A 25,200-nucleotide genomic window follows, 5' to 3' on the forward strand; every position below is an offset into this window, starting at 1 on the left:
TTTAAAAGGCATGGATTAAATCCATGCCTTTTTTGGTTTATAACAGAATCGCCATAAAAATACTTCTCGCTATTTCTACTCTTAGAAATATGTACTTTCGCGCCTCGTTTCCGAGATGAATGAAAATTAAATTAAATATCCCACCCATTCCGGCAGTTATAATTGCCATTATAAGCGTACAATGTGGCGCAGCAATTGCTAAAGGGCTCTTCCCTGAAATAGGTGCAGCGGCTACGGCATCGCTCAGAATTGGTTTATCTGCTGTAATTCTGTTGATTGCTTTCCGCCCCAATATGTTAAAGCTAAATGCCAGGCAATGGAAATATGTGATTTTATATGGCGTTTCTTTAGGAATGATGAATATGGTTTTTTATCTGGCCATATCACGGATTCCCGTTGGCTTAGGCGTAACCCTTGAATTTGTTGGCCCACTAATTCTGGCAATTTTTGGGTCCAGGCGAACAATAGATTTCATTTGGGTTACCCTATCTGTTATTGGTATTGCTTTAATTGCACCCTGGAATAGCAAGGGGCTGGATATTTCCGGAGTTTTATTGGCATTACTTGCTGGTGTATTCTGGGCAGCTTATATTATACTGGGCGGGAGAATATCAAAAATTATGAAAGGTGGAGAGGCTGTTTCGGTTGGAATGTTGATTGCTACAATTATTATTTTACCGTTTGGCATTTTAAGCGGTGGTTTACACCATTTAGATGCAAAATTATTGGGACTGGGAGCCGCACTTGCTTTACTCTCGAGTGCAATTCCCTTCACATTAGAGATTGGAGCACTGAAGCAATTACCCGCCAAAACATTTAGTATACTGATGAGTCTGGAACCTGCAATGGCATCAGTAGCTGCTTTTGTTTTTTTGCAGGAATACCTTTCGGTTACGGAATGTATTGCAGTAGGTTGTGTGGTAGTTGCATCTGCAGGTTCTTCATTTACAGCAAGGAGAAATAAAGTCTAGTCTATTTTTTATTCATCAAGGGAAACCATTCAGATACAAATCAAAACAATAGCGACTACTTAACAGGCCACTTTCCATAGGTAGAAAGCATTTTAAATTTGCCGTTAACTTTACCAAAAATGAAGCTAAAGTAACTTTCAGCCTGGGTATTTGCTTCCGGATATTGCATGTAAACTTCGTACATTTTACTACCTGAATCTGTTAGTTTCCTCAGTGACTGATAATAAATCTCATCTGTTTTATTATCAATTTCGGAGAGATTATCTTCTTTACATTGAGGTAAAATTCTTAAAACATCTGCATTAAAGATGGTGGTTTTATAATTATTAAATTCTGCCGCACCGATTGGGTCTATAGGAATACCTACACCATTAGCCACTTCTTTATGGCTGGTATAGAATGGAAAATTCAACAATGAAACAACCTTATTTAAGTTCTTATTTTTAAGGTTGCCCTTTAAATTTTCAAGCAGCTTCCTAAACTCCTGTTCGTCATTTACATTTTTAGGAATTTCTTTCGATACCGAAATTTTTACAGGCTTATCACTTGCGTAATTTTCTTTAGCCTGGCTTTGTCCATTTTCAGTAGTGCAACAGATTAAGAAAGGCAAGACAATTAATATGTTTAAAATTCTAACTGCTTTCATATTTTAGTGCCTTGGTATATAGATTAAAATACGCTGCTCCATTCTTTTTAATATTACCGCTGCTCCCATTTGTTTTGATACCGATTCTGCGTCAAACTTCCCATCAGCAACATATTTCCCTTTCTCATACTGATTGGAATAACTCCATAAATACGGCGAATTTATACTGTGGTATTTGAAATAACCAAATCCATTATAAGCTTCCAGTTTGCGTAAAACAGTTGGTAAGTTCCAATTTGTTATTTCATTAAATTTCATGAGTTTCAGGGCATCAACTGCACTTTCTTCGAAAGTAAAAGGTGGCCCGTGACCAACTTTCGGCCTATTTGCCGGTACTCGAATGGTATAGCCAGATAACGGATCTCCATTATGCAAATGCTTTTTAAAATCGAAACTACATTCCAGGTAGTGTGCACATGCAATAAAATACCATGGGATTTTGGACGACCCCATTACAACGTTATTGAATGAATTTTCAAAAGAGTTGGTTTGAAAACCACTGAAAAGCGTACTTGCCGGCTTAAGCTGATCAGAAAATAGCGCAGGTTGAAATATTGAGTTAGACCCAAAAGCAGACGCTATCGGTTTTATCAATAAGTTCCCGGCAACATCATTAGAAATATCGGTATAACGATTTCTATTAGAGGTGATATGATCATCTATTACCTTATCAATTGTTCCTGTTTTAGTTGGATCAATAACACAGTCATCAAACATCTTAATGTATTCGAGATCTGTGGGCTGAGATGGCTTAACTATTTTTATTGTCTTCGTTTTTTTCATAGGTAAACAGTAATACAATAAGCAATTGCAATGCGCGAAATAGTATTTGCAATGTAACTACTTCAGGCAGTAGCGGAACCTGCTGCCTGAAGTGTATATAAAATTAGGCTTTTGGCCAGTCATTTTCATGTTCTGCATTACCCAATTTGAGTTTACGGGCTGAAACTACGAAAGTAAGGGTCATTGGAGTATTGTCATTTACGGCAATCCCTTCACTATATTGAATGATATAACCATCTTCGAAAGTAAGTTCTTTCATTTTGGCATCTTCTTCGCCTTTTTTGAAAGTAATTGTTCCTGCCTGTGGTTTATATTGGTTATTTACCATTGATTCGATTACCGAAGTATCTTCTGTTGATTCGATTTCAATGTTAATGGTCCCACCATATACGCCTGAGGATGGACGGCCTTTCGCGTCTACATCTCTGTTTAATGAAAAGCTGCACTGCAGAACATCAAATTCCTTTGAACCTAATGTTAATCTGGTTTTAAATGCCATTGTTGTAAGTTTTTAATTAAAAGATGAATAATTTGGAACGTGGCGCTTTGAGGTTGGCGTTGGGGAGATTATGGGGGTTATGCTTGGTGTTTAATTACCTTATGCCCTACAACCCTTAAACCTCCAACCTTTCTGTCCTCTACTCCAACTACGCTTTAGGCCAATCGTTTAAATGCTCTGCATTTCCGAGTTTCAGCTTTCTGGCTGAAATCTGAAATTTTAGTGTCATCGGATGATCGCCAATGATGTTGATTCCTTCGGAATACTTTACAATGTAACCATCTTCAAAATCGACTTCTTTCATTTTGGCATCTTCTTCAGATTTCTTAATTAAAAGGGTTCCGGTAATGGGTTTGTACTGGTTATTAACCATCGCTTCGATTATTGAGGTGTCTTCGGTTGACTCGATCTCAATGTCGATGGTGCCGCCGTAAACTCCGGAAGATGGTCTTCCTTTAGCATCTACATCGCGGTTTAACGCATAGGCACAATGAAGTACATCGTACTCCTTGCCTGCAAAATTTAATCTAGCTTTGAAAGCCATAGTTTCTAAATTTAAAGGTGAAAAATTTGGTTTTTTCGTAGCCTTCGCTACATTAAGTATAAACCAAATATTACGCCAATTATTGTGTATCTCACTCATATATAAAGAATAACAGAGTCAATAAAATTTAAAAATCCTGGTTCACGCTATAGAAAACGCAGATTATGGCCAAGAAAAAAAGTGTATTTTTTTTGAAATTAATTTCGGTCTTATTTTTACTACATGCAACAACTCAAAGTATTGTAGCATTTTAGGGAAGATTATTACTTTTTGGAACAAATTTTCAGACAAAGCTAGTTTTTGTACCAATCGAAAGCATGATGGCGATCCAATCCTTCGCAGCCCTATCCTTTTATGTTTAAGTCTATTACTTCAAGAGATAACTCCTTACCAGTAAGCGTTTCAATCCAGAAATAAGAAACTTTGTTGCAACTTAGCAAGAAGACAAAAGAATGTCTCTATATTCTGTTAGCCACCCCATATTTGTTTTACTTTAGCTCTAACCAGTGGAATTTCTATATCTCTGCATTTCACGCTAACTTTTATTTTATTATATTGAAAAGTGGGCGTTAGTACTATATCTATCAGTTCTTTAGGATATTTCTCCTGTAAGGTTTTAAAAATTTTTGACGTCTCCTCATAATCAAAATGAATTTCAGCGTTATAGATTGTAAAACCGGCATTTAAAATATAAGGTAATGATGCAATAATGTATTCATTCTTATCAAAATGGGGTGGGTAGAACAAGTTAGCCTCTCCATTGAAATACTGTTGGGATTGGAAAGTAAAATGATCCTTTTCATCATAAGGGCGCAATAAAAATCTATATCTAAATTTTTCCCGGTATTTATCCCAGAGGCCGTAAGGAATACCGTTTTTAGCAATATCAGTTTTCATACTGTCGGAAACAGATATTTTATAAAGTTCATCGAAGAATTCTTTTTGAGTGCGTTTATGAGGATTATCATAAAAATCATTAACATCTACAACCACTTCTTTTGCCTGCAAACGGCATATTTCTATTCTATGATGTATTTTAGAAAGCCAAACTACAATTACACCTCCCGGTGCAGCACCAATGGTTATCCTGCCAAATGTTTCGTGAACCATTGGCTGATTTCCTTTTTCATCGGGAGTTCCTTTAAAGATAAAACCTTTTCTGAATGCTTCTAAAATCTTTGTTTTGGGCAACTCAGCGTCTACCCTCCAAAATTTCTTTTCAGCATAGCTTACATAAGTTAAATCCAGATGAGCGGGGATAACATCCGCTCCCATTCCAGCCTCCGCGCCATCTGATTGCCATGGCCCTTCTTCAGTTCCCGCTTTCGGAACACCACAAATGAGTTGTTTTTTTTCATCTGCTAAAAAACCTTCATGAACTTCCGAAGGAAAATCTGTTGCTGCTGAAAAGGTAACCATATAGGGGAAATTTTCTTTATTTTCTGCATCCATAGCTTTGTTTCTAGTACAACTATGCAGTAGCAATAAACTGCATAACAGGGTGATTAATATTGTTTTCATTATCGTACGTATCTTTTTCTTTTCCCGTTTTCTTTATTCGGATAGTTTTTCTGCACTACAGTATCCAAGGCGCCCTGGCCGTAGCTAGAATTCCAGTGCAGATAATGGTTGCGTAAAAATTTAATATATTCATTCTTTTTATCGGCCTCTGCATTCATTTTTGCTTGGCCCTCCATTTCACGGCGGTTTCTTTCTGCAATATATATAGAAGCATCCGGACTATTGGCAGCATACACAATAGGAGGTTCTACATAGGTTTTAGGTGCTACATATACAAACGGTGATGTCCCATTGAAACTGTAATCTTGTAATCTTGACTTTATGGCTTCCAAAAACTTTACATTTCCGTTTATCCAGTTTTCTTTAAAGTTTTTGAATTCATATAATTTAGTTTCATTTATTGGAACTTCTTTTTTCCCGCAAAACTCCGTCATAATATGTAAAGGAACATAACTGTATTGGTTGCTGACTTTCTTTCTGTTGCCTTCCAATCTATAATTATTAACAGTAGGACGGAATATCGAGTCTTGAATAATAGTCAGTTCATCTGGATGAAACCAGCCTTGTTGTATTAATTCTTCTCTTAAGGGTTCTAAGCTGCTTTTTAATATCGTAGCATCAATCCGTTTCGGATTATCTGGCCTTCCTTCTTCATAAGCACCACCTACATCGCAATGTACCCCCGGAAAGCGCAATTCTATTCCTCCTTTTTTACCACTGCCTACAGGTGTTTTAGTTACAGATGAGATGTCTACTAAACTAAAGTTGGCCCTGTGCTCATCGCCGGCCACCATGTGTACCACATAATTGGCTTTGTTAACATCATCCAAGCCTAACTGCTTTATGTCATTCCACTGGAACAAGCCATAGTGTGGCACGGTATCATAGATCCCTACAAAACGGATAACCACTTTCATCTGTTCATCCATAATTTTTGCTTCTGTAAGTAATTGTCCTAAATATCCATATGCAGGCATCGTTTTGTAAGCATAAGAATCATCTAAATCGTACCCGAATTTATCTTCTACGGATACACCTTCTTTCCATGCTGCGGTTTTAGCGGCATAAGCCCCGTGCGTAATTACATGAACGAAATGTCTGGCTGCGGCCGCACCACGACTAAAACCAAATACATCAAAAATTATAGTTCCTGTAGAAGAATTAGGTTGTTGACTTAGCGTACTTTTGATTTGTGTTACAACATCTTTAATAGATTTTCGTACTCTATCCATGATTCCTGCACTACCGACCCCGAAAGCAGGCCCTTGCATTACATCATCATCTTTATAATCTTTTGTAGTTAGTATAACCTCTTGAGATTTGGGTGCCGTATTGGTTCCCATTCCCTCTGTATAAATCTTAAATTGTTTTTGACTTTCGTTTTTTTTATAATTCTTAAACAAAATAGCCGGATTAGAAAGGTCATTTTCATAACTGCTCTCCATATCATCAGCATCTCCATGATCTTTATAAACCTGGGTTGCGTTAACTCCACCAGAAAGCCCGGTTGTTTCAGCTTGTGATTTCCCTTCCGCTTTTTTCCTTAATTCTGTATTGTACATATTGTTAAGGGTACCATCTAAAAAGACCCCAAAAGTGAAATTAATAGCAATCTTTTTAGGTTTAGCCACAGACTCTGTTTTTCCAACCACCACAGGATTATTGGTAGGCTTAGGTTTATCGATGCGTTGGGTGAGTTCATTCTGTATAACCAACTGTATGCTTTCTTCGGTTTGAGAAATGTGGTTTTTGTATTTTATTTTTACATAAAATTCATGTTCACTTTCATCTACCCAATCTTGATTATTTAGCTTGGTTTGATATAAACGAAGCTGATTGAAATAAAGAAAGGCATAACCTTTTTCATTAATGGCAGATGTTGTTATTGGACCTGCAACAAACCTGTCTCTGACGTTTTCATCTTCGTAAACTGTAACTTCTAATGTATCTCCTTTAGGAATATTAGTTGTTTTTATCACCAATTGTATCTTATCTAGGTAACCTATTTTTTTGTTCCCTATGGCTTTACCAGTATAATCCTGCCATTCAACAGAAAGTATCCTGGGCGTTCCTGCCAATATAAATAAGCTTATCGCATTTTCAACTTCTTTGCCATGTTGCAAAACCACAGCTATCAGTTTTACCGTTTTGCCTGCCAGGCTGGTATGGAATTTAAAACTGCCACTGGTATTGGTCTTAAGAATTTTTCCGTTGTATGCTATCTTCCACTCCTTTGCAGTTATTTTTCCTGAGGCATCAGATATTATGTATACATAACTGGTATTGGTAAGTGGCCGCGTAGTTCCTGTAATAATCATCTTCATAATTTATAATTTTACCAAACTTTCATCTTCTTCACCATCTTCTTCTTTTTCAAAATCAATAAAAGGACATAACTCTGCTAAAACTTCCTTATCCGCATCTTTCACACTTTGCTGGCTTACTTCTGCCGTTTGGCCATGTTTGATAATTGTGATACAATCTTGTCCGCCAATAGGGCAGGTTGCCTTGCTGTCTTCCAACAGCGCTTTACCATTATTATCTTCGAGGGTAATTTTTTCGTAATATCCGCTCCATTGTGTAACTACGGCTGTACATGGCTTGTTATTCATTTTGGCGCAACTGCCAAAGGTATTTTTCTCAAAAGTTGAACCAATATCTACATGGGTAGCAGTCAGCTTTTTACTTCCAGCTTCATCATTTACGTATCGCTTGCTCTGGGTTTTCACCATCAACTTATCGGGCGTTGTTCCAAAGTTGCACTTGCAGGTTGCCCCTTGGCAAACTAAATGTTTTCCACTCATCTTTGGTATTTTTTATTTAATTAAATTGCTCATAACATTCGAATGTTATTCTTTTATTAAACCTGGCCAGCTTAACTTCTACTTCTCCGTAAATTGAAAATATACTGTTGTCTTTGGTATTTAGCTTATAAATAAAATTAAAATGGCTTTCTATTACTTTAGCTCCTTCGGAAATCTGTTCTCCGTTTTCTATTTCTTCAATAATCTTGTCATCAATACATTTTCCACTGGCTTTAATGATAAACTTTTGGCTTTTTGATATTTCCGGATCCAATACCAAGGTTACTTCATACAAAAGTTTTGGTTTCTCAGCAAAAATTGATAGCTCCATTTGAAAAGTTAGCTTTTTTTCATTGTTAAAAGTATCGTACAACGGGAAAAAAAATATAGCGTAAAAAATACTATCCTTAATTTTTTTTAAGCTTATAGCAGCATTTTTAAGCTGTTCTTCAGTTATTTTGAACAAACCTTCGGCAATTGGTCCTTCGTAATAATCCTGCAGTTCGGGTTTTAGCTGTTTCCACCTATTCTGGATTTCATTATTGGATAAAACTGCCCTTATTGTTCCGTTATCATTAATTTGCAATACCAAAGGATAGAGGATTCCGCCAATTTTATCTGCAATCTGTTCCATCATCAAATCAGGCCTTTGGTCATTTACGTAAACCGGAAGCCTAACAATTTCCAGTTTTGAATTGGTTCTGTTCAGTTCTATCTCATAATGAAGCTTGGTTTGATGCTCATCATTATGAAAAACATTTTGAACAATCCCATATCTCTTTTTGTAAGGCTTATTATATTCTAATGTATTTTCACTTACGTACAAAATATAATTGCCACCATCAGGATTAAATATCCTTTCTCTTAGGTCTTTTTCATCAGGCGGAAGAAAAATAATTTCTACATGTTTTGGAATACCATCGCCTATATAATCTTGTTTTGGACAATAAATATTATGATATTTCCTTAACTGTTCTTTTGTTAGGTTAAAGGCAACACAAAGCTCTTCTAGAGTAGTCTCTTTAGTAATTCTACATCTTTTTGGTGCCAGATTCATCATTTATTGTTTTATTATTTTCCATTCCAAAGAAATGCACCTTAGAACAATGATCTATTTGTATGCCTTCTTATAAATGAGTTTACCATTATCCCATTTTTCTTTATTTATTATTTTTCCATTTTTATCATAATATTTCTAAATCCCCTGATATTTTCCTTTTAAACACTCTCCTTCTGCGTAATTATAAGGAACAAGCTTAGGATTATCATCACCTGAGCTTTGATAGTAATTAAAAAGTGTTGTTTTTCCATCAAGGATATTACACTCATTATCTATTTTCCAGCAATATAAACTGTCTTTGTTTTTTTGTAAATCTCCCAATTCTAAGTAATTAAATAATCTTGGCAATTTTTTAGGCTTTTTAATTCCTTTTTTTGGAGGAAAAGTAGGCGGTTTATCAACACTTCTTTGTTGTGCACAAGAAATACATGTAACTAATAAAAATAGAATTAAATATTTCATACTTATTTTCATTTGTTTCCTACAAAACTTCCATAATATGACTTCACATCATTTTTCGTAATTTGCCATTGAGTGTAGTTTTTGGTTTTAGTGGAATAGTCACTAATTTCTAGTTGATTTTTTTTCTATATTTACTTATACTCTTTTCTATAAACTAATTTTCCATTTTCCCATTTTTCTTTTTTTATAACTTTTCCATTTTCATCGTAGTACTTCCAAATCCCCTGATATTTTCCTTCTAAAAACGCTCCTTCCGCATAAAGGCGTTCAGTGACACTTGCATTGTCGCCTTTTGCAATACTGTTACTATACAATGTAATTTTACCATCAATGATGTTGGATTTATCCTCAGTTTCCCAACAATACAAACTATCTTTATTTTGCTTTAATTCCCCTAAACTTAATATTATATGTCCTTTCTGCAAATCAGTTGGTTTAATATCTTTTAATTTCATACTATTAGGTTTTGGAGGTTTCTCAAATTTTTGTTGGGCACAAGAGTTAAATAGCAGAAATATGCTAAATAGGAAAGAAACAATTATTTTCATATTTTATTATTTTCAATTGATGATCCATAATAAGATTTTACGTCGTCTTGCATTAATTGCCACTGCCATTTAGTATAAATATTTACTTTAGATGAATAATCCATTATATTTAAAGTTGATTTTTCTTTAAATTTATATCTATTATTCTTATATACTTTTATATTATTTTCAGTCTGTTTAATATGCTTTTCACCTTTTTTGATATTATCTTCTCCGTCATCAATTTTCTTTTGAATATCCTTATTTATTGTTCTTGTTTTTTCATTCTCGGATTCTAAGACTTTAATTCTTGCCTCAGCTTCTGTTTTATATGGATATGTCGGTTTTTTCTTTTCAATTGTCCACTTATCTATTTCCTGTTGTCTAATTTTAATATTACTTTTATTTGCCTTTAAAGCTTCTTCATTATTTTTTTGAATTCTTTTATTGTCAGCGGTAATTGCCCTATTGCTTGTTAATCCTGTTTTTAATTTCTCTAAATCAATTCGATACTTAGCATCTCTCCAAAAATAATGTTCCAATCCTAATGCGTGCGCAATTTCGTGCGCATAAGAAGACTTATCTTTTAAATTAGATCCAAAAACAATTGCTTCTCTAAAATTAACCGGCATAGTTCTACTTACACCACCTTCCTGATCATGGGGATCTTTATTAATATTTGTAATAAACAATAATATCCCTTTAAATTTTTTGCCATCAGCTTCAAACGCAGTTTTATAATCCCTTAAAAATTTGTCTAAAATATGTTCATATTCTGCATTTTCTTGTTCTTCTCCGTCATCATTGATATATTTTACTTTTCCGCCAGCAGGATCTTTTCTATTTGTAAAATAGTTCCCTGCTCTATTATAAAATGTACCATTCCATAAATTTTCATCAAAAGCAATTCTATATTTGCTATCCACTTCTACAGAAACTTCTATTTGAGCTTGATTTAGTGAATTCTTATTCAGATAATCCTCAATTCCATTTGTTCCAAAATCAGAAATTAACTTTGTTATTTCGGTTTCTTTTGTTGATGAATCTTTTACCACACAAACCAACCTTATGGGCAGTTTATAAGTTTTGGTATTATCTTTTGCGATTATTTGTCCGATTACTTTATTGTTTTCATCAAAGGCAAGAATATTTGTGTTAGGCGCTGGTTTTAGACAATTAATAGTTATTTCTTTTGGATTTCCATCAGGTTTATATTTTATATTTTCATTGGTTTGTCCATCAATAGTTACCTGGTAAAAATCATTTTTTCTGAATGATATGGTAGATTTTGAAACATCCTCCCCTGTTGTTACCGGTTTACAAAGCATATTAATTTTAATTTGTCCCTGCTTAGGTAAAACACTTAACCACGGCGCATAATAAGGCAGCTTTAAAGGTATTTTTTCATACTCTCTTTTTATTTTATCTTTTAGAACAGGTGCAGTTGCTACAGCTGTATATTCTAATTTTGAATCATCAAAAACATATTCCAAATTACTAACATCTACTGTTTGGATTTTTAAAATGCTACCGGCATCATCACATCTTAGCCAGTCAAATCCAAATTCTCCGTCATAGCCACTTAACGGCTCAAATTCTACAATAACATCAATACCTGTATCAAATTCTATATGTGGAGCCGCTTTATTCGTTCCATAACTTACCCCATTCTCTTTACCTACCTGTACTACCTCACTTCCACTGTTAATAATTTCCTTTTTTGCATACGATAAATCGTTCCCCCCTGTAAACTCCATAAGATCGCCTTCAACAATTGTTATTTTACTCATCACTAATAGTTTAAAGATTTCTCCGCAGAATTGTTTTGTACTTCCTTTTCAGAATGAAATTCATTGGTTCCCTGGCTCTGCGTAACGATTTTCCCGTTACTGTTCTTTATCCTATCTTGTTCTACCTGACTTTCCTTATTTCCTTTGATAAATTCAACCATCTTTCCTATAACATTCGTCATAAAGTTACCTCCAACAGATAAATTTTTTATCATTCCTACGCTTTCGTTATGGTTCATGGTAATGCTGTCTGATTTATTCATTCCCACGCTGGTATCCATATTCTCCTGTACATTAATCTGCATGTTCTTGCAATTAAGCGTCATGTTTTCTAGTGCTGTGATGGTAATATTATTGCCCTTGGTATCGATATAGATGATATTCTGATGCATATCAGTAAGCTTAATGCCTTGTGTACCCTCACTATCATCAAATTCCAGCAAATGCCCGCTTCTGGTGATGATGCTTTTCAGGTGATTTTTAATCAAAGGGCTGCTGTCTACACTCGAGCTGTGGTAAACACTACCCATCACTACCGGACGGGCAATATTTCCTTCCTCGAAAGCAATCATCACCTGATCTTCGATTTCCGGAATGGCGAAATAGCCACGGTTATTGCCGCGTTCGCCAACGCCCGCACTTGGGGTAACTACGCGAAGCCACTCCGTTACATCGTTGGTTAAACATTCCCATTTAAATTTCACTTTAATACGTCCCTGGCCCTGAGGATCGTTATTATCAATTACATCAGCCAGCTGCATATCGGGCTGCGGGCGTTCGAAATTTTTAACCAGAATACGTTCTGTAGTCGCTATTTTTCCCTCGAAAGTATTATTATACTTCCCGTTTTCGTTGATATGATGATTGATACTGGTAATTAAAAATTTGCCTAAACTCTCAGAAGTAAATGCCAGCTCTTTGCGAAGGCTCATGGTAATCTCCGCAATGCTTCCAATACTCAGTTCGGCATTATCACCTTTGGCTGTAACTTTTAAAAGCTCACTGGTATTCGCTTTCTCTTCGTTATCTACCAGATTTTTAATATCGTTCCCATTGTCTACCCGAATTAGGGAAGGCTGGTTAAAGGTTTTGCTAAAAGTGAGATTTGATGCTTTAATGGCGTGCGATAAATCTGGTGTTCCATTCACTTTCCCACTGCTTTCGCTCTGAAGCATTTCATCCTGTTTGGGATTATAAGCGAAACGTTTATTTTTAATGGGGTTAATTTCCATTGCATATTGCATTTCCTGGACATCTCTTCCATAAAACAGCGAAATTTCATTCTGAATATCCGGTTTACCAAAATTGAGTTGCCTTCCATCATAGAAAAACCACTCATGGTATTCTGCAGAAAGGCGGTTAAGAAAAGCGAAATCGCTTTCTTTGTATTGGATAATATAATCTATCGCCGAATTTCTGGAAGCATTTGCTACTACTTTTAAATCATTTGCAGGCGTATCTTTGGTTGCCAACTTTACGATCTCATTTAAATCTTTATCTAAATAGGATCCTAAATCCGGCCCGCGATCAATCAAAATAGTAGGACTATAACCACTTACAATGATAATTCCATGGTAGCCGTGACTCTGCGAGAGTTCAACTTTAGAAACTAAACCAGTGAAATTCTGCATTCCTTCTTGTGAATGTCCAAAAGATGCAGTCAGGGTTTTTCCAACAAAATCGCGACTATCGTCTAAGCTGATTAGTCCTGGCGCACCCATTTGATCATGATTGAAACGGAGCTCAAAATAATGATGTTCATTAAAAGCTTGTTTAAGACTAAAGGAAGCGAAATGGGTAATTTCCTTGTCTTCTATGTTAATCTCTGTAATGAGTTTCTTTTCCATATTGATTATAAAATCAGTGGCTCAACGGTTACTTGAAACTTTATTCAGAATGGCAGGCGGCGTTCATTTTAAGAACAATTCAATTAACCGCGCTTGGTTTAAATAATGTTGGTTTATGCCAATGTTGCCCAACTATAAACGTTTAAATTATTACTTTAGCTACAGTTTTAGCTTGCTAATTGCAGATAAAGTTTTTTTGTGATATGATCAATTGATATACCTTATTTAAACGACTAAATTTAGATGAGCGGTTTATTTGAAATAATTTCTGATAGAAAAAAGCGACTGGCAGAACCAATCGCTTTTATAGATTTTATAGTTATAAAACTAACTAAGCTTTAGGCCAGTCGTTTTCATGTTCTGCATTACCCAGTTTGAGTTTTCTTGCTGATACCACAAAAGTTAATGTCATTGGCGTATTGTCATTTACTGCAATACCTTCGCTATACTGAACAATGTAACCATCTTCGAAAGTAAGTTCTTTCATTTTAGAATCTTCCTCACCTTTTTTGAAGGTAATTGTTCCTGATTGTGGTTTGTATTGATTGTTAACCATTGATTCGATTACAGAAGTATCTTCTGTAGATTCGATTTCAATGTTAATAGTACCACCGTAAACACCTGATGATGGACGGCCTTTAGCGTCTACATCTCTATTTAATGAAAAACTGCACTGTAATACATCAAACTCTTTTGAACCTAATGTTAATCTGGTTTTAAATGCCATGATAAATTTTGTTAATGTTTTTAAATGAATGAATTTTGTTAAAGAAGCAGGGCGAATGGCGTTTTATTAACTTTACCTGTCTACCCTCAACTCTTTAGGCTTTAGGCCAGTCGTTTAAATGCTCCGCATTACCAAGTTTCAACTTTCTAGCTGAAATCTGGAACTTTAGTGTCATCGGATGATCACCTACAATATTAATCCCTTCAGAATATTTAACAATATAGCCGTCTTCGAAATCAACTTCTTTCATTTTGGCATCTTCTTCTGTTTTTTTAATCAGAAGGGTTCCTGTGATAGGTTTGTATTGGTTATTTACCATCGCTTCGATTATTGAGGTATCTTCTGTTGATTCGATCTCAATATCGATGGTACCGCCGTAAACTCCGGAAGATGGTCTTCCTTTAGCATCTACATCGCGATTTAATGAGTAGGCGCAGTGAAGTACATCGTACTCCTTGCCTGCAAAATTCAATCTAGCTTTGAAAGCCATAGTGTTTAAATTTAAAGGTGAAATTTTGGTTATGTAGCTGATGCTACGCTATTGAACTTAACCCAAATATCAAGCCAACAGTTAATTAAATGGCTGATGAGCGAAATATAAATACTGCATAAAATAATTTTACAGATGGAAAAACACTGTTATAGGATAAGTTAAGCGTAAAAATTAAGTAAGAAAATGTTAATAAATTACATGAATATTTTCTATGTAGACAGACAATATTTAAAAAGCAAATGCTAGTTATTGTAGTAATTCGCTACAATATGTAGCACTTTAGGGCATGCGTAATCCTAAAATTTAAATTATTTGTATGCCAAATTTTTCCATCTTAGCAACCCATTTCTGACTATAATGATTTTCCAGAGAGTGTAATTCGCCAATGGTATTGGTAAGTACCGGGCTCATCTTGCATTTCTCAAAAACAGCTTTTTTAATCGCAAGGTAAGTGGTTTTTTTATTGGCTTTCCATTCTTTAAAGGTAGCTTCATCCAATATAGAAACAATTCTTGCAGACCTGCCGCTAAAATTATTATTGATATTCTGATTTTGCGTCATGAAAATTTGGTCAGGCATAAACAGACGGTCAAAAAATCCTTTAACTTTTGCGGGGATGTGATCTACATAAACCGGACAGAATAAAACAATATGATTACTCTGCCTGATGGCATTTAAGGCTTTTTGCAAATCAGGTTCCAGTTCGGCAATTTGCCGGTTGTTAAAAAGCTTGTTAGAATTAAAGATCAGGTCAATAATGGCAATTTCTCTAACCGTAGCGCCCGAACTTTCAGCACCGCTTTTATAGGCATTGATCAAAAAATTTGTGGATACCGTCTTTTCTATATCCCCATTCAGGATAAGTACTTGCTTCATTTATTATGGTATTTAGCTTTTGAGGCGGTAGATGTTACAAAACTATAAAGTTTTTGTTAACCTGATGCATCAAAACAAAAAAACCTGATCAATGATCAGGTTTCCATTTATATTTAATGCATTCGATTGAACGCCATTATGTTTAATTGCTAACTAAACTGCTTATATTACTGTTGATTATATTCGGATGCCCAGGTTGTACTTTCGTCTTCACCCTTGTGTCCGTCTAGTTTCACTACAAAGCTTTTTGCCGGAAAATATGGGGTTATGTGAATATCTAAATGAATTCTATCTTTTTGCTGTTCATCACGTTCAAAACGCATGATTTTAAACCTTTCAATTAAACGATCAGCTCCCTGGATGCCATCTAAAAACTTCACAATCTGACCTCTTAAATCCTGCTCTGTTTTAGAAGTCCAGTTTTCAAAAGCCCTTCTGTTTAAGAAATCGAATAACACTTTGGTGATGTAATCAAATACCCTTACAACTGAATAGGTTTGCAAGCCGATATTATCGCCATTGAACAACGTTTTTGCAGAAAAGGCCATTACTTTTCCGTACTCGTTTACCATGGGTACTAAACCAACTCTTTCCAAATGGGAAATTTCACTTTTCTTTAGATCAAACTTAACGCCATCTACTTCATTTATAGCACCATGTTTTTTACCGGCCGTAACCTGAGACATTAGGGTGTAATACATCTTTCCTGCTAAGGCTGCTGATCCAGGAACAGTTAAATCATCTTCCTCACCCACTTCAGCAACTTTACCTCTACCTACAAGCCAGTTACAAGTCATGATGACGTTTGAACGAAATGCATCTGCACCGGTAAAATTAGCTGCTGTAAAAAGATCTAAAACATCATCTGGCTGATCTAAATCGGCAAAATCTGTTACCAACATGGCTTTATTGCTGTGTGCAATCTTACCCCAACGTTCTAAAACCTTATTTGATCCCATGTAACCCGGAACCACCATTAAGGAATAATTTTTACGTAAATCTAAGCGATCATAATTTTGCTTTAGTTCATCATCAACATAATCAATGAAACGTGGGTTATCAAGATCTTTAATCTGATCCATTGATGCATTTAAAAGCACAACATTTTTCAGCTTATCAGATTCCGTATTCTTATAGAACAAATGAACTGATCTATAAGCCTGCTCCAGTTCTCTTGAACTTTCCAGTGCCGTTCCAATGTTTTTATTTAAATTTTCTTCAGCAGCATTAAGTTTTTCAGTGCTTTTTTCTACCATATCAGCTACTGATGAAGAAGATTCAAGTACATCAATCCAAAGTTGAATTTTCTTTTTCAACTCTTCACGCTCTTTCTTTTTCTCATCTCCCGTTAAAAAGATTTGCTTTCTTGCTTTTCTTTCAGGGTTTAGATTTTGAAGTCCGTCAACAGTAGTTTCCAATAAATCGAAACCACCTACTCTGGCTAATTTTTCTAAGTTATCTTTAAGCGTGGTTTTTTCTACGGTTTTCCCTTCGGCAGATTTAAAACCTGCCTGAGATATATTTTGTTCTGCGTTTAATTCTTGAGGATTTGACATGTTTTCTTAGCGTTTTAGATTATTTATTTTGCTCCAATTCATCTACGAAGTTTTTCAAAGCACTAATGAAAGCGGTTTTAGTTTCTTCATCATCAAGCGTAGCTTTTAATGTTTTATTCGATTTTAATTGTTTGATTACATTCAAAGACATTTCTCTTTCGATGTTCACATTCGTTAGGTAATTACTTTGATTGATGATATTTTTTACGCCAAAATCACTCAAATCATTAAAATTAATGGTCTCTCCAACAGTAGAACCATCTTGTTTTTCGAACGCTACTTTAACATTTGGCTTGTAGTGTTCAAAAACTTCCTTAACCGTTTTTAATCCTTCAACTTTTTCGGGTTTGATAGGTTCGTTATCTGTTAATTTTTGTACAAAAAGCGTTTTATTGTGGGCAATTTCTGCGAAAGATTCCGAGGTATCTATTTTTCGCTCGTTTCCTCCAATTTCATAATTAAACATAGTATGTGGTTTTAGGTTTAAGGTTATATTCTTCTAATAATATAATAGTTAACATTTTAACTCAATTTTTGTTCCAATATTGCGGCCTCAGGATGAATAATATTCCATTCTAATTTATCCTCTTCGGGATGTTTGCTCACATGAATCTTTGATCCTTTCTTTAGCTCTCCGGAAATAATGTATTTGGAGATCGGGCGGCGTAGAAGGTTTCGAATGACTGCTGATAATTGCCTTGCACCATATTTAGGTGTAAAGCCATCCAAAGCAATCATTTTCTTTGCATCTTCTGCAATTTCAAATTCGATACCCATTTTGTTTAGTGACTGAACCAGACTGCTTAACTGGATTTCAAAAATGCGTACCACATTACTTTCATTTATCGGCGCAAACGGAACTATTTCAGAAATTCTGGCTAAAAATTCAGGACGGAAGTGCCCGGCCATTACTTCCATTAATTGGTTTGACACAGGAATAACTCCTTTTCCAATTTGTTCGGCAATCCACTCGCTCCCAATGTTTGAAGTGAAAAGAATAAGCGAATTACTAAAATCGCCTTCTTTCCCTAAACGATCATGCATGTGGCCTTCATCCAGGATTTGCAGAAAGGTATCGAAAACTGAAGGGTGCGCTTTTTCAATTTCATCAAACAGCAAAACAGAATAAGGTTGCTGCCTGATTTTATTCACCAGCAAACCACCTTCTTCATAACCTACATAACCCGGAGGCGCACCATAAAGTAAAGCGGCGCTATGTTCTTCCTTAAATTCAGACATGTCAAACCTGATCATTGCCTTTTCATCATTAAACAAAAATTCTGCTATAGATTTTGCTAATTCAGTTTTACCTGTTCCGGTTGGACCTAATAAAAAGAACGATCCAATGGGCTGACCTTTTTTATTTAATCCGCTTCGGGATTCTAAAATTGCATCAGAAACTGCTTTAAGTGCCTGATCTTGCCCTACCACACGTTTTTTCAGGTATTGCTCCATGTTAAGCAATTTTTCTTTCTCGCCTGCCTGTAACTTACCCATCGGAATACCTGTTTTATAGGCAACTATTGAAGCAATATCCTGCTTGGTAATTCTATCACTTTTTTCCGCAGCATATTTCTTTAGTTCCTGAAGACTGCTGTTGATATATGCTTTATATTCATCTGCCGTTTCAAAGGCATCTGTTTGGGTTTCATCAGTTAAACGGCCCAAAAGAACCGGGCTTAATTTAGCCTGAAGTAAAGAAAATAACCATTTATAATCTGCAAACTGATCTGCTTCTGATTGCCCTTCACTGGTATTTAATGCCTCCAGATCTGCTTCTAAACTATCAATAACCTGGTTAGAAGTATCATTCATCATTTTCATGGCGGCCATAGTCCTGTCCAATAAATCAAAGGCAGAATCCGGGAGTCTTCTATCTTTCATGTAGCGTTTAGCCAGGCGTACACATTCGCCCAAAGCATCGGGCTCAATGCTCAAAGTATGGTGTTCTTCATACTTTACTGACAGTTTTTGCAACATTTTTATCGTACTTTCTTCATTCGGTTCATTTACCTGAAGCACTTCAAAACGCCTGCTAAAAGCTTGTTCTGGTTCGATAATTTTGCGGTATTCATCTATCGTAGTTGCGCCAATCACCGTTATTTCTCCACGGGCTAACTCTGGTTTTAGCAAATTGCCGATACCCGCACCCAATGGACCTTTACTATCTAACAACGTATGAATTTCATCAATAAAGAGTACTGCTTTTTCAAACTGCTTAACTTCTTTGATAATGTTTTTTAAACGGTCTTCTATTTCACCTTTGTAAGATGCGCCTGCAATGAGCGATCCCAGATCAAGCTCGAAAAGCTGAACCGCCTTTAAGCTGTCTGGCACATTCTGGTTCACAATATCAATTGCGAATCCATCAACCAAAGCCGTTTTACCTACCCCTGCATCTCCCGTAAGGATTACATTTGGTTTGGTTCTCCGGCAAAGGATCTCCATCATCATCCGTGTTTCCTTATCGCGACCTATAATCGGATCAGTTTTCGCATCACGAACCATCTGCAAACGATCTATGCAGTATTTATATAAGGCATTTCCTGTACTTTTATTTTCACCTCCAGCCGTTGTTTTATCCGGTGAAAGTGCTCTGGAAATTTCTTCGTCTTTTACATAAAGGTCTAAAATTTCTCTCTCTTTTATAGGGAAAGACTTCAATTGATCTGGTTGAAAACCGATTCCGGGCTTTGCCAATGCAGTAAGCACACAAACCGGAGTAATTAAATCAAGTCCTAATTTAATACGTACGTTATCTGCTTCTTCAAAAACTACAGCAATTTCTGGCGCACCACTAACGGTATCACTTAAGCTTGCAGATTTTGCCTGCTCCTCTATCCGAACCTCTGCCCACTCGCTAATGTACTCCTCATCCTTCCCAATAGAAGTAACAAATGATCTTAAGCCAACATCTTTATGCATCAAGCCCTTTAGCAGATGCGCAGCGGTAAAAACTTCATTTCTATATTCTTTGGCTAACGACTGCGCGATGTGCAGGGCTGTTTTTACCGATTCACTCAAATTTGTAATTGCCATATCCCTTAATTGGTTTTTGGCAATACTGCCGGGTTAAAATTATTTTCGGTGATGTAATAGTATATTTTTCCGTTTGATAGAAACTGTTGCTCAATCTGAGTAGCTCTCTTTATTTGTTCTACGGATTGATTTAATAATTTAATATAGCTTTCAAACTGATCGAGTGGCATTTTTGATGTACTCTTCAAATCTCCAACTTTGTATTTTGAAAGGAATTCATTGTTTAAAGGTAAACCTGTAACCAGTTTAATGTAGTTGGCCAACGTCATCGCCTTTATATCACCCGAAGATGTTTTCATTCCCAATAACTGCTTTGGCATTTTAACATAGTTTTTAACCAATTTGCTTCTGAAAGAGGATTGATCAGCCTGAAGATTTTGTCCTAACATGATCGAGAAAACATCAACAATCTGTTTGTATTCCATGTTATTAAGAACAATTGCATACTGTAATGTTGACGGATGATTTTTAACAACCTCTGCGGATACGTTTGCTGTACTATAATATTTGAAGGCATTATGCGGCATGCGATCTGCAACTTCTGCATCAACCGGAGCTGGTAGCTGTCCTTCTACCTCTGCCGAAAGATTTTTACGTGAAATACCGGTTAAACGAAATGCACTATCCAGAGAACTGATCTGATTGTAAATATCCATATTCGTTTCTTTTACAAAACGGCGTAAAGCAATCGTCATGCTTTGGTTGGAATTTACAGCGCCTTTGGTTGGAAAAACTACCCCACCTTGAATTAAGCTATTTTTAGGATAATCTAAGTAGTAGGAAATTGAATCTTGCAGGCTCGTATTGTAAGGCTGGAAGCTTTTTAACCCTTCTCCTTTAACCATTGTATTTTTTCTATATTCTGCTGCGCGGATAGCCGATTCCGAAACCAATTTACGTGACTGGATAACAAAATCATTAAACGACTGGTTAAAATCGCTGTATACCTGGAGCGCTAAAATCCTGGCATCCGCCTGAGCAACCTGCTCGCTTAATTCGTTAATCAGGTAGTTGTTTGTACCACCTATATTCCCGGTGCTCCCTACCAATATAATTAAATTGGTTTCATTTTTCTTTGCTTTAAACTGGCTTAAACCAGCTTTTAAAGCTTCGAATACTGGTCCTTCAGCAATTTCTCCATTACACCTAAGGGTGTTTTTAGCTTGATTGGATAAGAAAGACATCAGTTTTCTATAGTCGTTTTGAATAGGACTAACAAAAATTCCTTGTAATGCACATCCGGCTTCGCCGCGATAAACTACGCCACCATAACTTACATTGGATCCTTTCCCAAAATCGGTCATTATATTTTCGAAAGAAGATATAGTGTTGGTCATTCCTGAAAGGTATTTGGTCATCGAACTTCCTCCATCGACAACAAACAACACATTAATTTTATTTTTATTTTTACGGAGCTTTAAGTAATCCTGATAAGAAAGTGAAGCTCCATTGATGGTTAAGATTTTATTATCTTTTTTATTATAAACGTCTGCTGCAATGCCAACACTATATGAACCTTCATCATCAGAAACTACAGGTACACTTTTTAAAATTAAATTTTCTCTTGGCAATAACGGATCTACAACGAAGGCGGTTCCCTTATCTGTACCACTTTTAATAGCGGTTGCAGTAGAGTCATCACTATCTTCGTTTCCTGGCTTAGCAGAAGTGATGTATAATCTGTCTCCCCAATTGTGAACTACTTCTGAAGACACCCAACCATAGATGCTTTTTAAAGCTGTATCTGCAACAAGTTGATCATCAGAGCCAATTAAATATTTTTTCCCATCTTCAGATTTTTTGTAGATGTAAGAAATTTCATGCAGCCTAACTTTTGTGCGCCTGTCTTTTAGCTCCGGAGTATTATAAACTAAAATTGAATCGGTAGTATCAAAATAGAATTTCGGCTCTGTTAATGCATTTTTGCCATTGACAATTCCAATCGACTTTTCTGCATAGCCAGTTTTCTGATTAGAAAATGCACGCTGCCAAAGCAGTAATTTCGATTTTGAAATCCAACCATAACTAATTGCACTTTTTTTATCGCTAATCTTTCTCCCTCTGATCATCCCTGCTTTGTATTTGATTAGTTTCAGATAGCCATTTTCTGCTTTAGAAACATAAAAAGGCTCCATAAAACCAATTTTTTTCATGATCAAACTTCCACCCGGAGCGGTTGTGGTGTAATTATCTTCACGATCTGAAAAAACAATCCATGGTAAACTGCTATTGCTGGTATTGTCATTTACATTGATGGCTTCTGCAGGCCTTTCATAGGCTTTAGGCATATATTTTACTTTTTTGCCAAACGATGCCGGCGACTGTGCATAGGCAAAGGATATTCCTAAAAACAGGATGGTTAAGGCATAATATTTTTTCATAATGGTTTTAGATGAGGTTAAGATGTTAATCTATTTTGTTTTAGCCGTTGCATCAGCTGCTGCTGTTGTTGCCGGCTGTGCGGTTCCTGAATGTTGTTTAATATTTAATAAACTGGCACAGGTAGAATTTGGCTTAATGGTTAGTTGCGCTTCGTCTACCGCTATCTCACCTCCAAAGGTTAAGCCCATACAATAAGAATAAATATCGGTCTGCTTTTTCTTCCCGTTCATTTCTACGTTTACAGTTACCTTTTCGTTGTTACACATGTATTTGTTAACGAGATAGTAGTAATTAGAATTAAAGTCTGCGCCATTGGCAATTGCCTGCAACCTGGCCCTGATATCATCAATGGTTTTGCGTTCACCATCGCCGGGTGCAACAAAATCTTCAACAATTTCTGCGTTAGGATCGGTAATTAAAATGGTTAAATAAGCAGGTTTACGTGCTTTATCTGATCTGAGGCGAACAACGTATTTTCCGGGAGCACGGTAAGTGTACAACGCTGTTTTGCCTTTAACATCTACGCGTCCGGTTTCACCAAAAGACCATTCAAAATCCTTACCTTCTCCGTCTCCTTCCAATCGTATTTCTTCATTTACTAAACCGGCTGTTGGCCCGCTGATGGTAAGCACACTGTCTACAATTGCAGTCCTTACCGTATCTCTAACTGTAATTGGAAACTCCTGACGTAATTCACCATCAACAGTAAGACGTACAATATAGGTATCTGGCTTTGTGTAGTGATAGGATCCTGTTTTTGTTGTGGCTCTTTCGCCATTACCAAATTCCCAAAGCCATTTAGAAGCTTTTGGCGTATTATCTGTAAAAACTAAATCTTCGTTTAAGTAGATTTCGTCTTTTAAAATTCTCGCCTCAATTGCTCTTTTTTCGAACAAAGAACTCTTGAATAAAAAGATGAGGCCTGTTAAAAGAAGCACAGCTAATAGGATGTATAAAATAACATAGCCTTGCGAATTTGAATTAACTTGCTTGGTGTTTGAATCGGACATAGGTAGCGTTTTTTATATTTTGTTTAGAGGTTTATCTTGAAGAGATGGTTTGTTGCAATTGCCTCCTGTTGGTAATGCAGTCGTCTAATTGTCTCTTATGTAATTCAATGTCAGTAATGTTTCTGTTTTGTTCTTGTCTATCATAAAACAGCCTATCGTATAATTGAGAGGTCTGAACAAAAATCTTGTAGCGGGAATCCGATGCTTTGCGATCAAATGCGGCTTTAATAGACCCTAATGATAGCTGGATATCATTTTTTAAAAACACCGCCTGTACATTTGGGTTATAACGGGTAATTTGTTTAAAGGTAGTATCTATTGTAGGCATGGTTTCTTTCACCATGTTTTCGAACACTTCATTTTCATTAATTTTAACCTCGAGTTCTTCCTTTGAGATTTCGTATCTTGATTTATTGCTGTAAAATATGCCGAAGCTTAAAAGCCCGACAGTAAAAACAAACAGCGCAATGAAAAACAAGAACTGCTCACGTCTTTCTTTAATGCTTAATTTAATCATAATATTTTAATTATCTGCCGTATCTACCGTTTCTGATTCTATTCGCTGCAGACTGATTAGCCCGCTGACAGTCGTTTATTTGCTCTTTGTACCTCTGGATATCCCCTCTTGATTTAATAAGCGAATCCTGCAAATCGGCCATTGCGCCAACATTGTTGTTCAGTTTTCCATACAAGTCAAAACTTGGACTATCTTCGGTTTTTCTAGAGATCAGGTCTTTAATCCGGTTATTAGCCGTTTGAATATCGCCAAGCAAAATGCCTTGCTTACTCATTTCATTTGCATTATAATCCCTGTATTGCGTAAGTTCTTTGAACCGAACCTGAATAAGGTCAAAATTGGTATTGATGTCTTTTCTCAGGTAAGATAGTTTCTCTGCCTCTTTCACCTTTTTATCCAGTAAGGCATATTCATAATCAGAAGCAGCAAAAAAGAGATAAATACAGAAAATGGAGAAAAGGGTTAAAAATAAAAAGTTCAGGATAAACTTCGTATAAGAACTTCTGATTTCGACGGCGTTAATGGGTTTCATAGAGCTTTAATGTTTCACTTAGTAATGGTACGATAATTAATCCGACAATCAACATCACTTAAAAATACACATGTACTTTTGCAATAACAATTTTTAATATTTTGTGTTTGGTTATAAAAGAGAATTAATTTATTTTACTTTTAACAAACTTTAAGCCAAATTCTTATGTCTGAAAATTTTTTCAATAAACCCTTCAGATTTAACGCCATATTTTCAGGGACTGGGCTTCAGCCAACTGACCTTGGGAAATCGATTTCGAACCACATAGAACTGATCATCTTTACCCGTTATGGCGAACACCGTTACCGGAATGATTTTGGGTGTGAGATCTGGGACCTGGACTTCGAGTTGATTGTGAGCGAAAGCCTCTGGGAAGAAAAATTCCGCAAATCACTGCTGAAATCGATCTCAGACTATGAATTTAGAATAGATAACATTGCCGTGGAAGTTCGGATCACAGAGGTAGAAAATGTATATCCTTTACGTAAGATAACCGAGATTAAAAAGAAAGTTGATATTACCGTTAGAGCACTAATAAAAACCACAGGAGAAAAATATTTTTTTAATACAGCATTATTCCTAAGTCCACTTTCAACTTAATTTAAAACGCCTCA

24 protein-coding genes are annotated in these 25,200 nt (G+C 35.9%); 2 read left to right on the top strand and 22 right to left on the bottom strand.

Features of this window, described 5'->3' with window-relative positions; all coding sequences use genetic code 11:
* The first annotated feature begins 119 nt into the window (after positions 1 to 119).
* Positions 120 to 971 (top strand): EamA family transporter, encoded by an 852-nt coding sequence (locus GJU39_RS05120; RefSeq protein ID WP_154279617.1) that lies wholly within the window; start codon positions 120 to 122, stop codon positions 969 to 971.
* Between the two features lie 55 nt (positions 972 to 1,026).
* Here GJU39_RS05120 and GJU39_RS05125 read toward each other — a convergent pair whose 3' ends face one another.
* The 22 genes from GJU39_RS05125 to tssO all read right to left on the bottom strand — a co-directional run bounded on the left by GJU39_RS05125 (position 1,027) and on the right by tssO (position 24,586).
* Complete coding sequence (locus GJU39_RS05125) at positions 1,027 to 1,617, bottom strand: hypothetical protein (RefSeq protein ID WP_154279618.1); 591 nt, start codon at positions 1,615 to 1,617, stop codon at positions 1,027 to 1,029.
* Positions 1,618 to 1,620: 3 nt separating this feature from the next.
* Positions 1,621 to 2,400 (bottom strand): hypothetical protein, encoded by a 780-nt coding sequence (locus GJU39_RS05130; protein WP_154279619.1) that lies wholly within the window; start codon positions 2,398 to 2,400, stop codon positions 1,621 to 1,623.
* Positions 2,401 to 2,503: 103 nt separating this feature from the next.
* Complete coding sequence (gene tssD / locus GJU39_RS05135; protein WP_132535920.1) at positions 2,504 to 2,899, bottom strand: type VI secretion system tube protein TssD; 396 nt, start codon at positions 2,897 to 2,899, stop codon at positions 2,504 to 2,506.
* A gap of 148 nt (positions 2,900 to 3,047) precedes the next feature.
* Complete coding sequence (gene tssD / locus GJU39_RS05140) at positions 3,048 to 3,443, bottom strand: type VI secretion system tube protein TssD (RefSeq protein ID WP_154279620.1); 396 nt, start codon at positions 3,441 to 3,443, stop codon at positions 3,048 to 3,050.
* Positions 3,444 to 3,911: 468 nt separating this feature from the next.
* Complete coding sequence (locus GJU39_RS05145; RefSeq protein WP_154279621.1) at positions 3,912 to 4,964, bottom strand: DUF2931 family protein; 1,053 nt, start codon at positions 4,962 to 4,964, stop codon at positions 3,912 to 3,914.
* On the bottom strand, positions 4,964 to 7,288 hold the full coding sequence (locus GJU39_RS05150; RefSeq protein ID WP_154279622.1) for a T6SS phospholipase effector Tle1-like catalytic domain-containing protein: 2,325 nt from the start codon (positions 7,286 to 7,288) through the stop codon (positions 4,964 to 4,966). Before GJU39_RS05150 ends, GJU39_RS05145 begins: the two co-directional genes overlap by 1 nt.
* A 3-nt stretch (positions 7,289 to 7,291) precedes the next feature.
* Entirely contained in the window at positions 7,292 to 7,768 is a 477-nt protein-coding gene (locus tag GJU39_RS05155; RefSeq protein ID WP_154279623.1) for a DUF4280 domain-containing protein, read from the bottom strand.
* Positions 7,769 to 7,784: 16 nt separating this feature from the next.
* Positions 7,785 to 8,828 carry a hypothetical protein gene (locus tag GJU39_RS05160; RefSeq protein WP_154279624.1) on the bottom strand — a complete coding sequence of 348 codons (1,044 nt, stop codon included), beginning with the start codon at positions 8,826 to 8,828 and terminating at the stop codon, positions 7,785 to 7,787.
* 135 nt (positions 8,829 to 8,963) lie between these two features.
* A complete protein-coding gene (locus GJU39_RS05165) occupies positions 8,964 to 9,290 on the bottom strand; it encodes a hypothetical protein (protein WP_154279625.1) in 327 nt (108 codons plus the stop codon).
* Positions 9,291 to 9,421: 131 nt separating this feature from the next.
* Entirely contained in the window at positions 9,422 to 9,745 is a 324-nt protein-coding gene (locus GJU39_RS05170) for a toxin-antitoxin system YwqK family antitoxin (protein WP_154279626.1), read from the bottom strand.
* An 89-nt stretch (positions 9,746 to 9,834) separates the two neighbouring features.
* The gene (locus tag GJU39_RS05175; RefSeq protein ID WP_154279627.1) at positions 9,835 to 11,607 is read right to left on the bottom strand and encodes a hypothetical protein; all 1,773 of its coding nucleotides are present in this window, start codon (positions 11,605 to 11,607) and stop codon (positions 9,835 to 9,837) included.
* Positions 11,608 to 11,609: 2 nt separating this feature from the next.
* A complete protein-coding gene (locus tag GJU39_RS05180; protein ID WP_154279628.1) occupies positions 11,610 to 13,454 on the bottom strand; it encodes a type VI secretion system Vgr family protein in 1,845 nt (614 codons plus the stop codon).
* A gap of 331 nt (positions 13,455 to 13,785) precedes the next feature.
* Positions 13,786 to 14,181 carry a type VI secretion system tube protein TssD gene (gene tssD, locus GJU39_RS05185; RefSeq protein ID WP_154279629.1) on the bottom strand — a complete coding sequence of 132 codons (396 nt, stop codon included), beginning with the start codon at positions 14,179 to 14,181 and terminating at the stop codon, positions 13,786 to 13,788.
* A 94-nt stretch (positions 14,182 to 14,275) separates the two neighbouring features.
* A complete protein-coding gene (tssD, locus tag GJU39_RS05190) occupies positions 14,276 to 14,671 on the bottom strand; it encodes a type VI secretion system tube protein TssD (RefSeq protein WP_154279630.1) in 396 nt (131 codons plus the stop codon).
* A 306-nt stretch (positions 14,672 to 14,977) separates the two neighbouring features.
* On the bottom strand, positions 14,978 to 15,550 hold the full coding sequence (locus GJU39_RS05195; protein WP_154279631.1) for an NAD(P)H-dependent oxidoreductase: 573 nt from the start codon (positions 15,548 to 15,550) through the stop codon (positions 14,978 to 14,980).
* A gap of 167 nt (positions 15,551 to 15,717) precedes the next feature.
* Complete coding sequence (locus GJU39_RS05200) at positions 15,718 to 17,106, bottom strand: DUF5458 family protein (RefSeq protein WP_154279632.1); 1,389 nt, start codon at positions 17,104 to 17,106, stop codon at positions 15,718 to 15,720.
* A 19-nt stretch (positions 17,107 to 17,125) separates the two neighbouring features.
* Positions 17,126 to 17,572, bottom strand: coding sequence for a hypothetical protein (locus GJU39_RS05205; protein WP_154279633.1), 447 nt, complete (start codon positions 17,570 to 17,572; stop codon positions 17,126 to 17,128).
* A 56-nt stretch (positions 17,573 to 17,628) separates the two neighbouring features.
* Positions 17,629 to 20,145: an ATP-dependent Clp protease ATP-binding subunit gene (locus GJU39_RS05210; RefSeq protein ID WP_154279634.1), complete on the bottom strand. Its 2,517-nt coding sequence runs from the start codon at positions 20,143 to 20,145 to the stop codon at positions 17,629 to 17,631.
* Between the two features lie 5 nt (positions 20,146 to 20,150).
* Positions 20,151 to 22,526: a type VI secretion system protein TssR domain-containing protein gene (gene tssR, locus GJU39_RS05215; protein ID WP_154279635.1), complete on the bottom strand. Its 2,376-nt coding sequence runs from the start codon at positions 22,524 to 22,526 to the stop codon at positions 20,151 to 20,153.
* 30 nt (positions 22,527 to 22,556) lie between these two features.
* A complete protein-coding gene (locus tag GJU39_RS05220; protein ID WP_154279636.1) occupies positions 22,557 to 23,537 on the bottom strand; it encodes a PKD domain-containing protein in 981 nt (326 codons plus the stop codon).
* A gap of 31 nt (positions 23,538 to 23,568) precedes the next feature.
* Complete coding sequence (locus tag GJU39_RS05225) at positions 23,569 to 24,054, bottom strand: type VI secretion system transmembrane protein TssO (RefSeq protein WP_154279637.1); 486 nt, start codon at positions 24,052 to 24,054, stop codon at positions 23,569 to 23,571.
* Positions 24,055 to 24,064: 10 nt separating this feature from the next.
* Positions 24,065 to 24,586, bottom strand: coding sequence for a type VI secretion system TssO (gene tssO / locus GJU39_RS05230; RefSeq protein ID WP_154279638.1), 522 nt, complete (start codon positions 24,584 to 24,586; stop codon positions 24,065 to 24,067).
* Positions 24,587 to 24,751: 165 nt separating this feature from the next.
* On the opposite strand from tssO, the gene GJU39_RS05235 reads away from it, so the two are divergent.
* The gene (locus GJU39_RS05235) at positions 24,752 to 25,186 is read left to right on the top strand and encodes a GPW/gp25 family protein (RefSeq protein WP_154279639.1); all 435 of its coding nucleotides are present in this window, start codon (positions 24,752 to 24,754) and stop codon (positions 25,184 to 25,186) included.
* Positions 25,187 to 25,200: the final 14 nt, after the last annotated feature.

The organism is Pedobacter petrophilus (assembly GCF_009674725.1).
Classification (GTDB): Bacteria; Bacteroidota; Bacteroidia; order Sphingobacteriales; family Sphingobacteriaceae; genus Pedobacter; species Pedobacter petrophilus.

Coding starts and splice junctions, on each gene's coding strand:
- GJU39_RS05120 (WP_154279617.1), top strand. CDS start 120: ATGAAAATTAAATTAAATATCCCACCCATTCCGGCAGTTATAATTGCC.
- GJU39_RS05125 (WP_154279618.1), bottom strand. CDS start 1,617: ATGAAAGCAGTTAGAATTTTAAACATATTAATTGTCTTGCCTTTCTTA.
- GJU39_RS05130 (WP_154279619.1), bottom strand. CDS start 2,400: ATGAAAAAAACGAAGACAATAAAAATAGTTAAGCCATCTCAGCCCACA.
- tssD (WP_132535920.1), bottom strand. CDS start 2,899: ATGGCATTTAAAACCAGATTAACATTAGGTTCAAAGGAATTTGATGTT.
- tssD (WP_154279620.1), bottom strand. CDS start 3,443: ATGGCTTTCAAAGCTAGATTAAATTTTGCAGGCAAGGAGTACGATGTA.
- GJU39_RS05145 (WP_154279621.1), bottom strand. CDS start 4,964: ATGAAAACAATATTAATCACCCTGTTATGCAGTTTATTGCTACTGCAT.
- GJU39_RS05150 (WP_154279622.1), bottom strand. CDS start 7,288: ATGAAGATGATTATTACAGGAACTACGCGGCCACTTACCAATACCAGT.
- GJU39_RS05155 (WP_154279623.1), bottom strand. CDS start 7,768: ATGAGTGGAAAACATTTAGTTTGCCAAGGGGCAACCTGCAAGTGCAAC.
- GJU39_RS05160 (WP_154279624.1), bottom strand. CDS start 8,828: ATGATGAATCTGGCACCAAAAAGATGTAGAATTACTAAAGAGACTACT.
- GJU39_RS05165 (WP_154279625.1), bottom strand. CDS start 9,290: ATGAAATATTTAATTCTATTTTTATTAGTTACATGTATTTCTTGTGCA.
- GJU39_RS05170 (WP_154279626.1), bottom strand. CDS start 9,745: ATGAAATTAAAAGATATTAAACCAACTGATTTGCAGAAAGGACATATA.
- GJU39_RS05175 (WP_154279627.1), bottom strand. CDS start 11,607: ATGAGTAAAATAACAATTGTTGAAGGCGATCTTATGGAGTTTACAGGG.
- GJU39_RS05180 (WP_154279628.1), bottom strand. CDS start 13,454: ATGGAAAAGAAACTCATTACAGAGATTAACATAGAAGACAAGGAAATT.
- tssD (WP_154279629.1), bottom strand. CDS start 14,181: ATGGCATTTAAAACCAGATTAACATTAGGTTCAAAAGAGTTTGATGTA.
- tssD (WP_154279630.1), bottom strand. CDS start 14,671: ATGGCTTTCAAAGCTAGATTGAATTTTGCAGGCAAGGAGTACGATGTA.
- GJU39_RS05195 (WP_154279631.1), bottom strand. CDS start 15,550: ATGAAGCAAGTACTTATCCTGAATGGGGATATAGAAAAGACGGTATCC.
- GJU39_RS05200 (WP_154279632.1), bottom strand. CDS start 17,106: ATGTCAAATCCTCAAGAATTAAACGCAGAACAAAATATATCTCAGGCA.
- GJU39_RS05205 (WP_154279633.1), bottom strand. CDS start 17,572: ATGTTTAATTATGAAATTGGAGGAAACGAGCGAAAAATAGATACCTCG.
- GJU39_RS05210 (WP_154279634.1), bottom strand. CDS start 20,145: ATGGCAATTACAAATTTGAGTGAATCGGTAAAAACAGCCCTGCACATC.
- tssR (WP_154279635.1), bottom strand. CDS start 22,526: ATGAAAAAATATTATGCCTTAACCATCCTGTTTTTAGGAATATCCTTT.
- GJU39_RS05220 (WP_154279636.1), bottom strand. CDS start 23,537: ATGTCCGATTCAAACACCAAGCAAGTTAATTCAAATTCGCAAGGCTAT.
- GJU39_RS05225 (WP_154279637.1), bottom strand. CDS start 24,054: ATGATTAAATTAAGCATTAAAGAAAGACGTGAGCAGTTCTTGTTTTTC.
- tssO (WP_154279638.1), bottom strand. CDS start 24,586: ATGAAACCCATTAACGCCGTCGAAATCAGAAGTTCTTATACGAAGTTT.
- GJU39_RS05235 (WP_154279639.1), top strand. CDS start 24,752: ATGTCTGAAAATTTTTTCAATAAACCCTTCAGATTTAACGCCATATTT.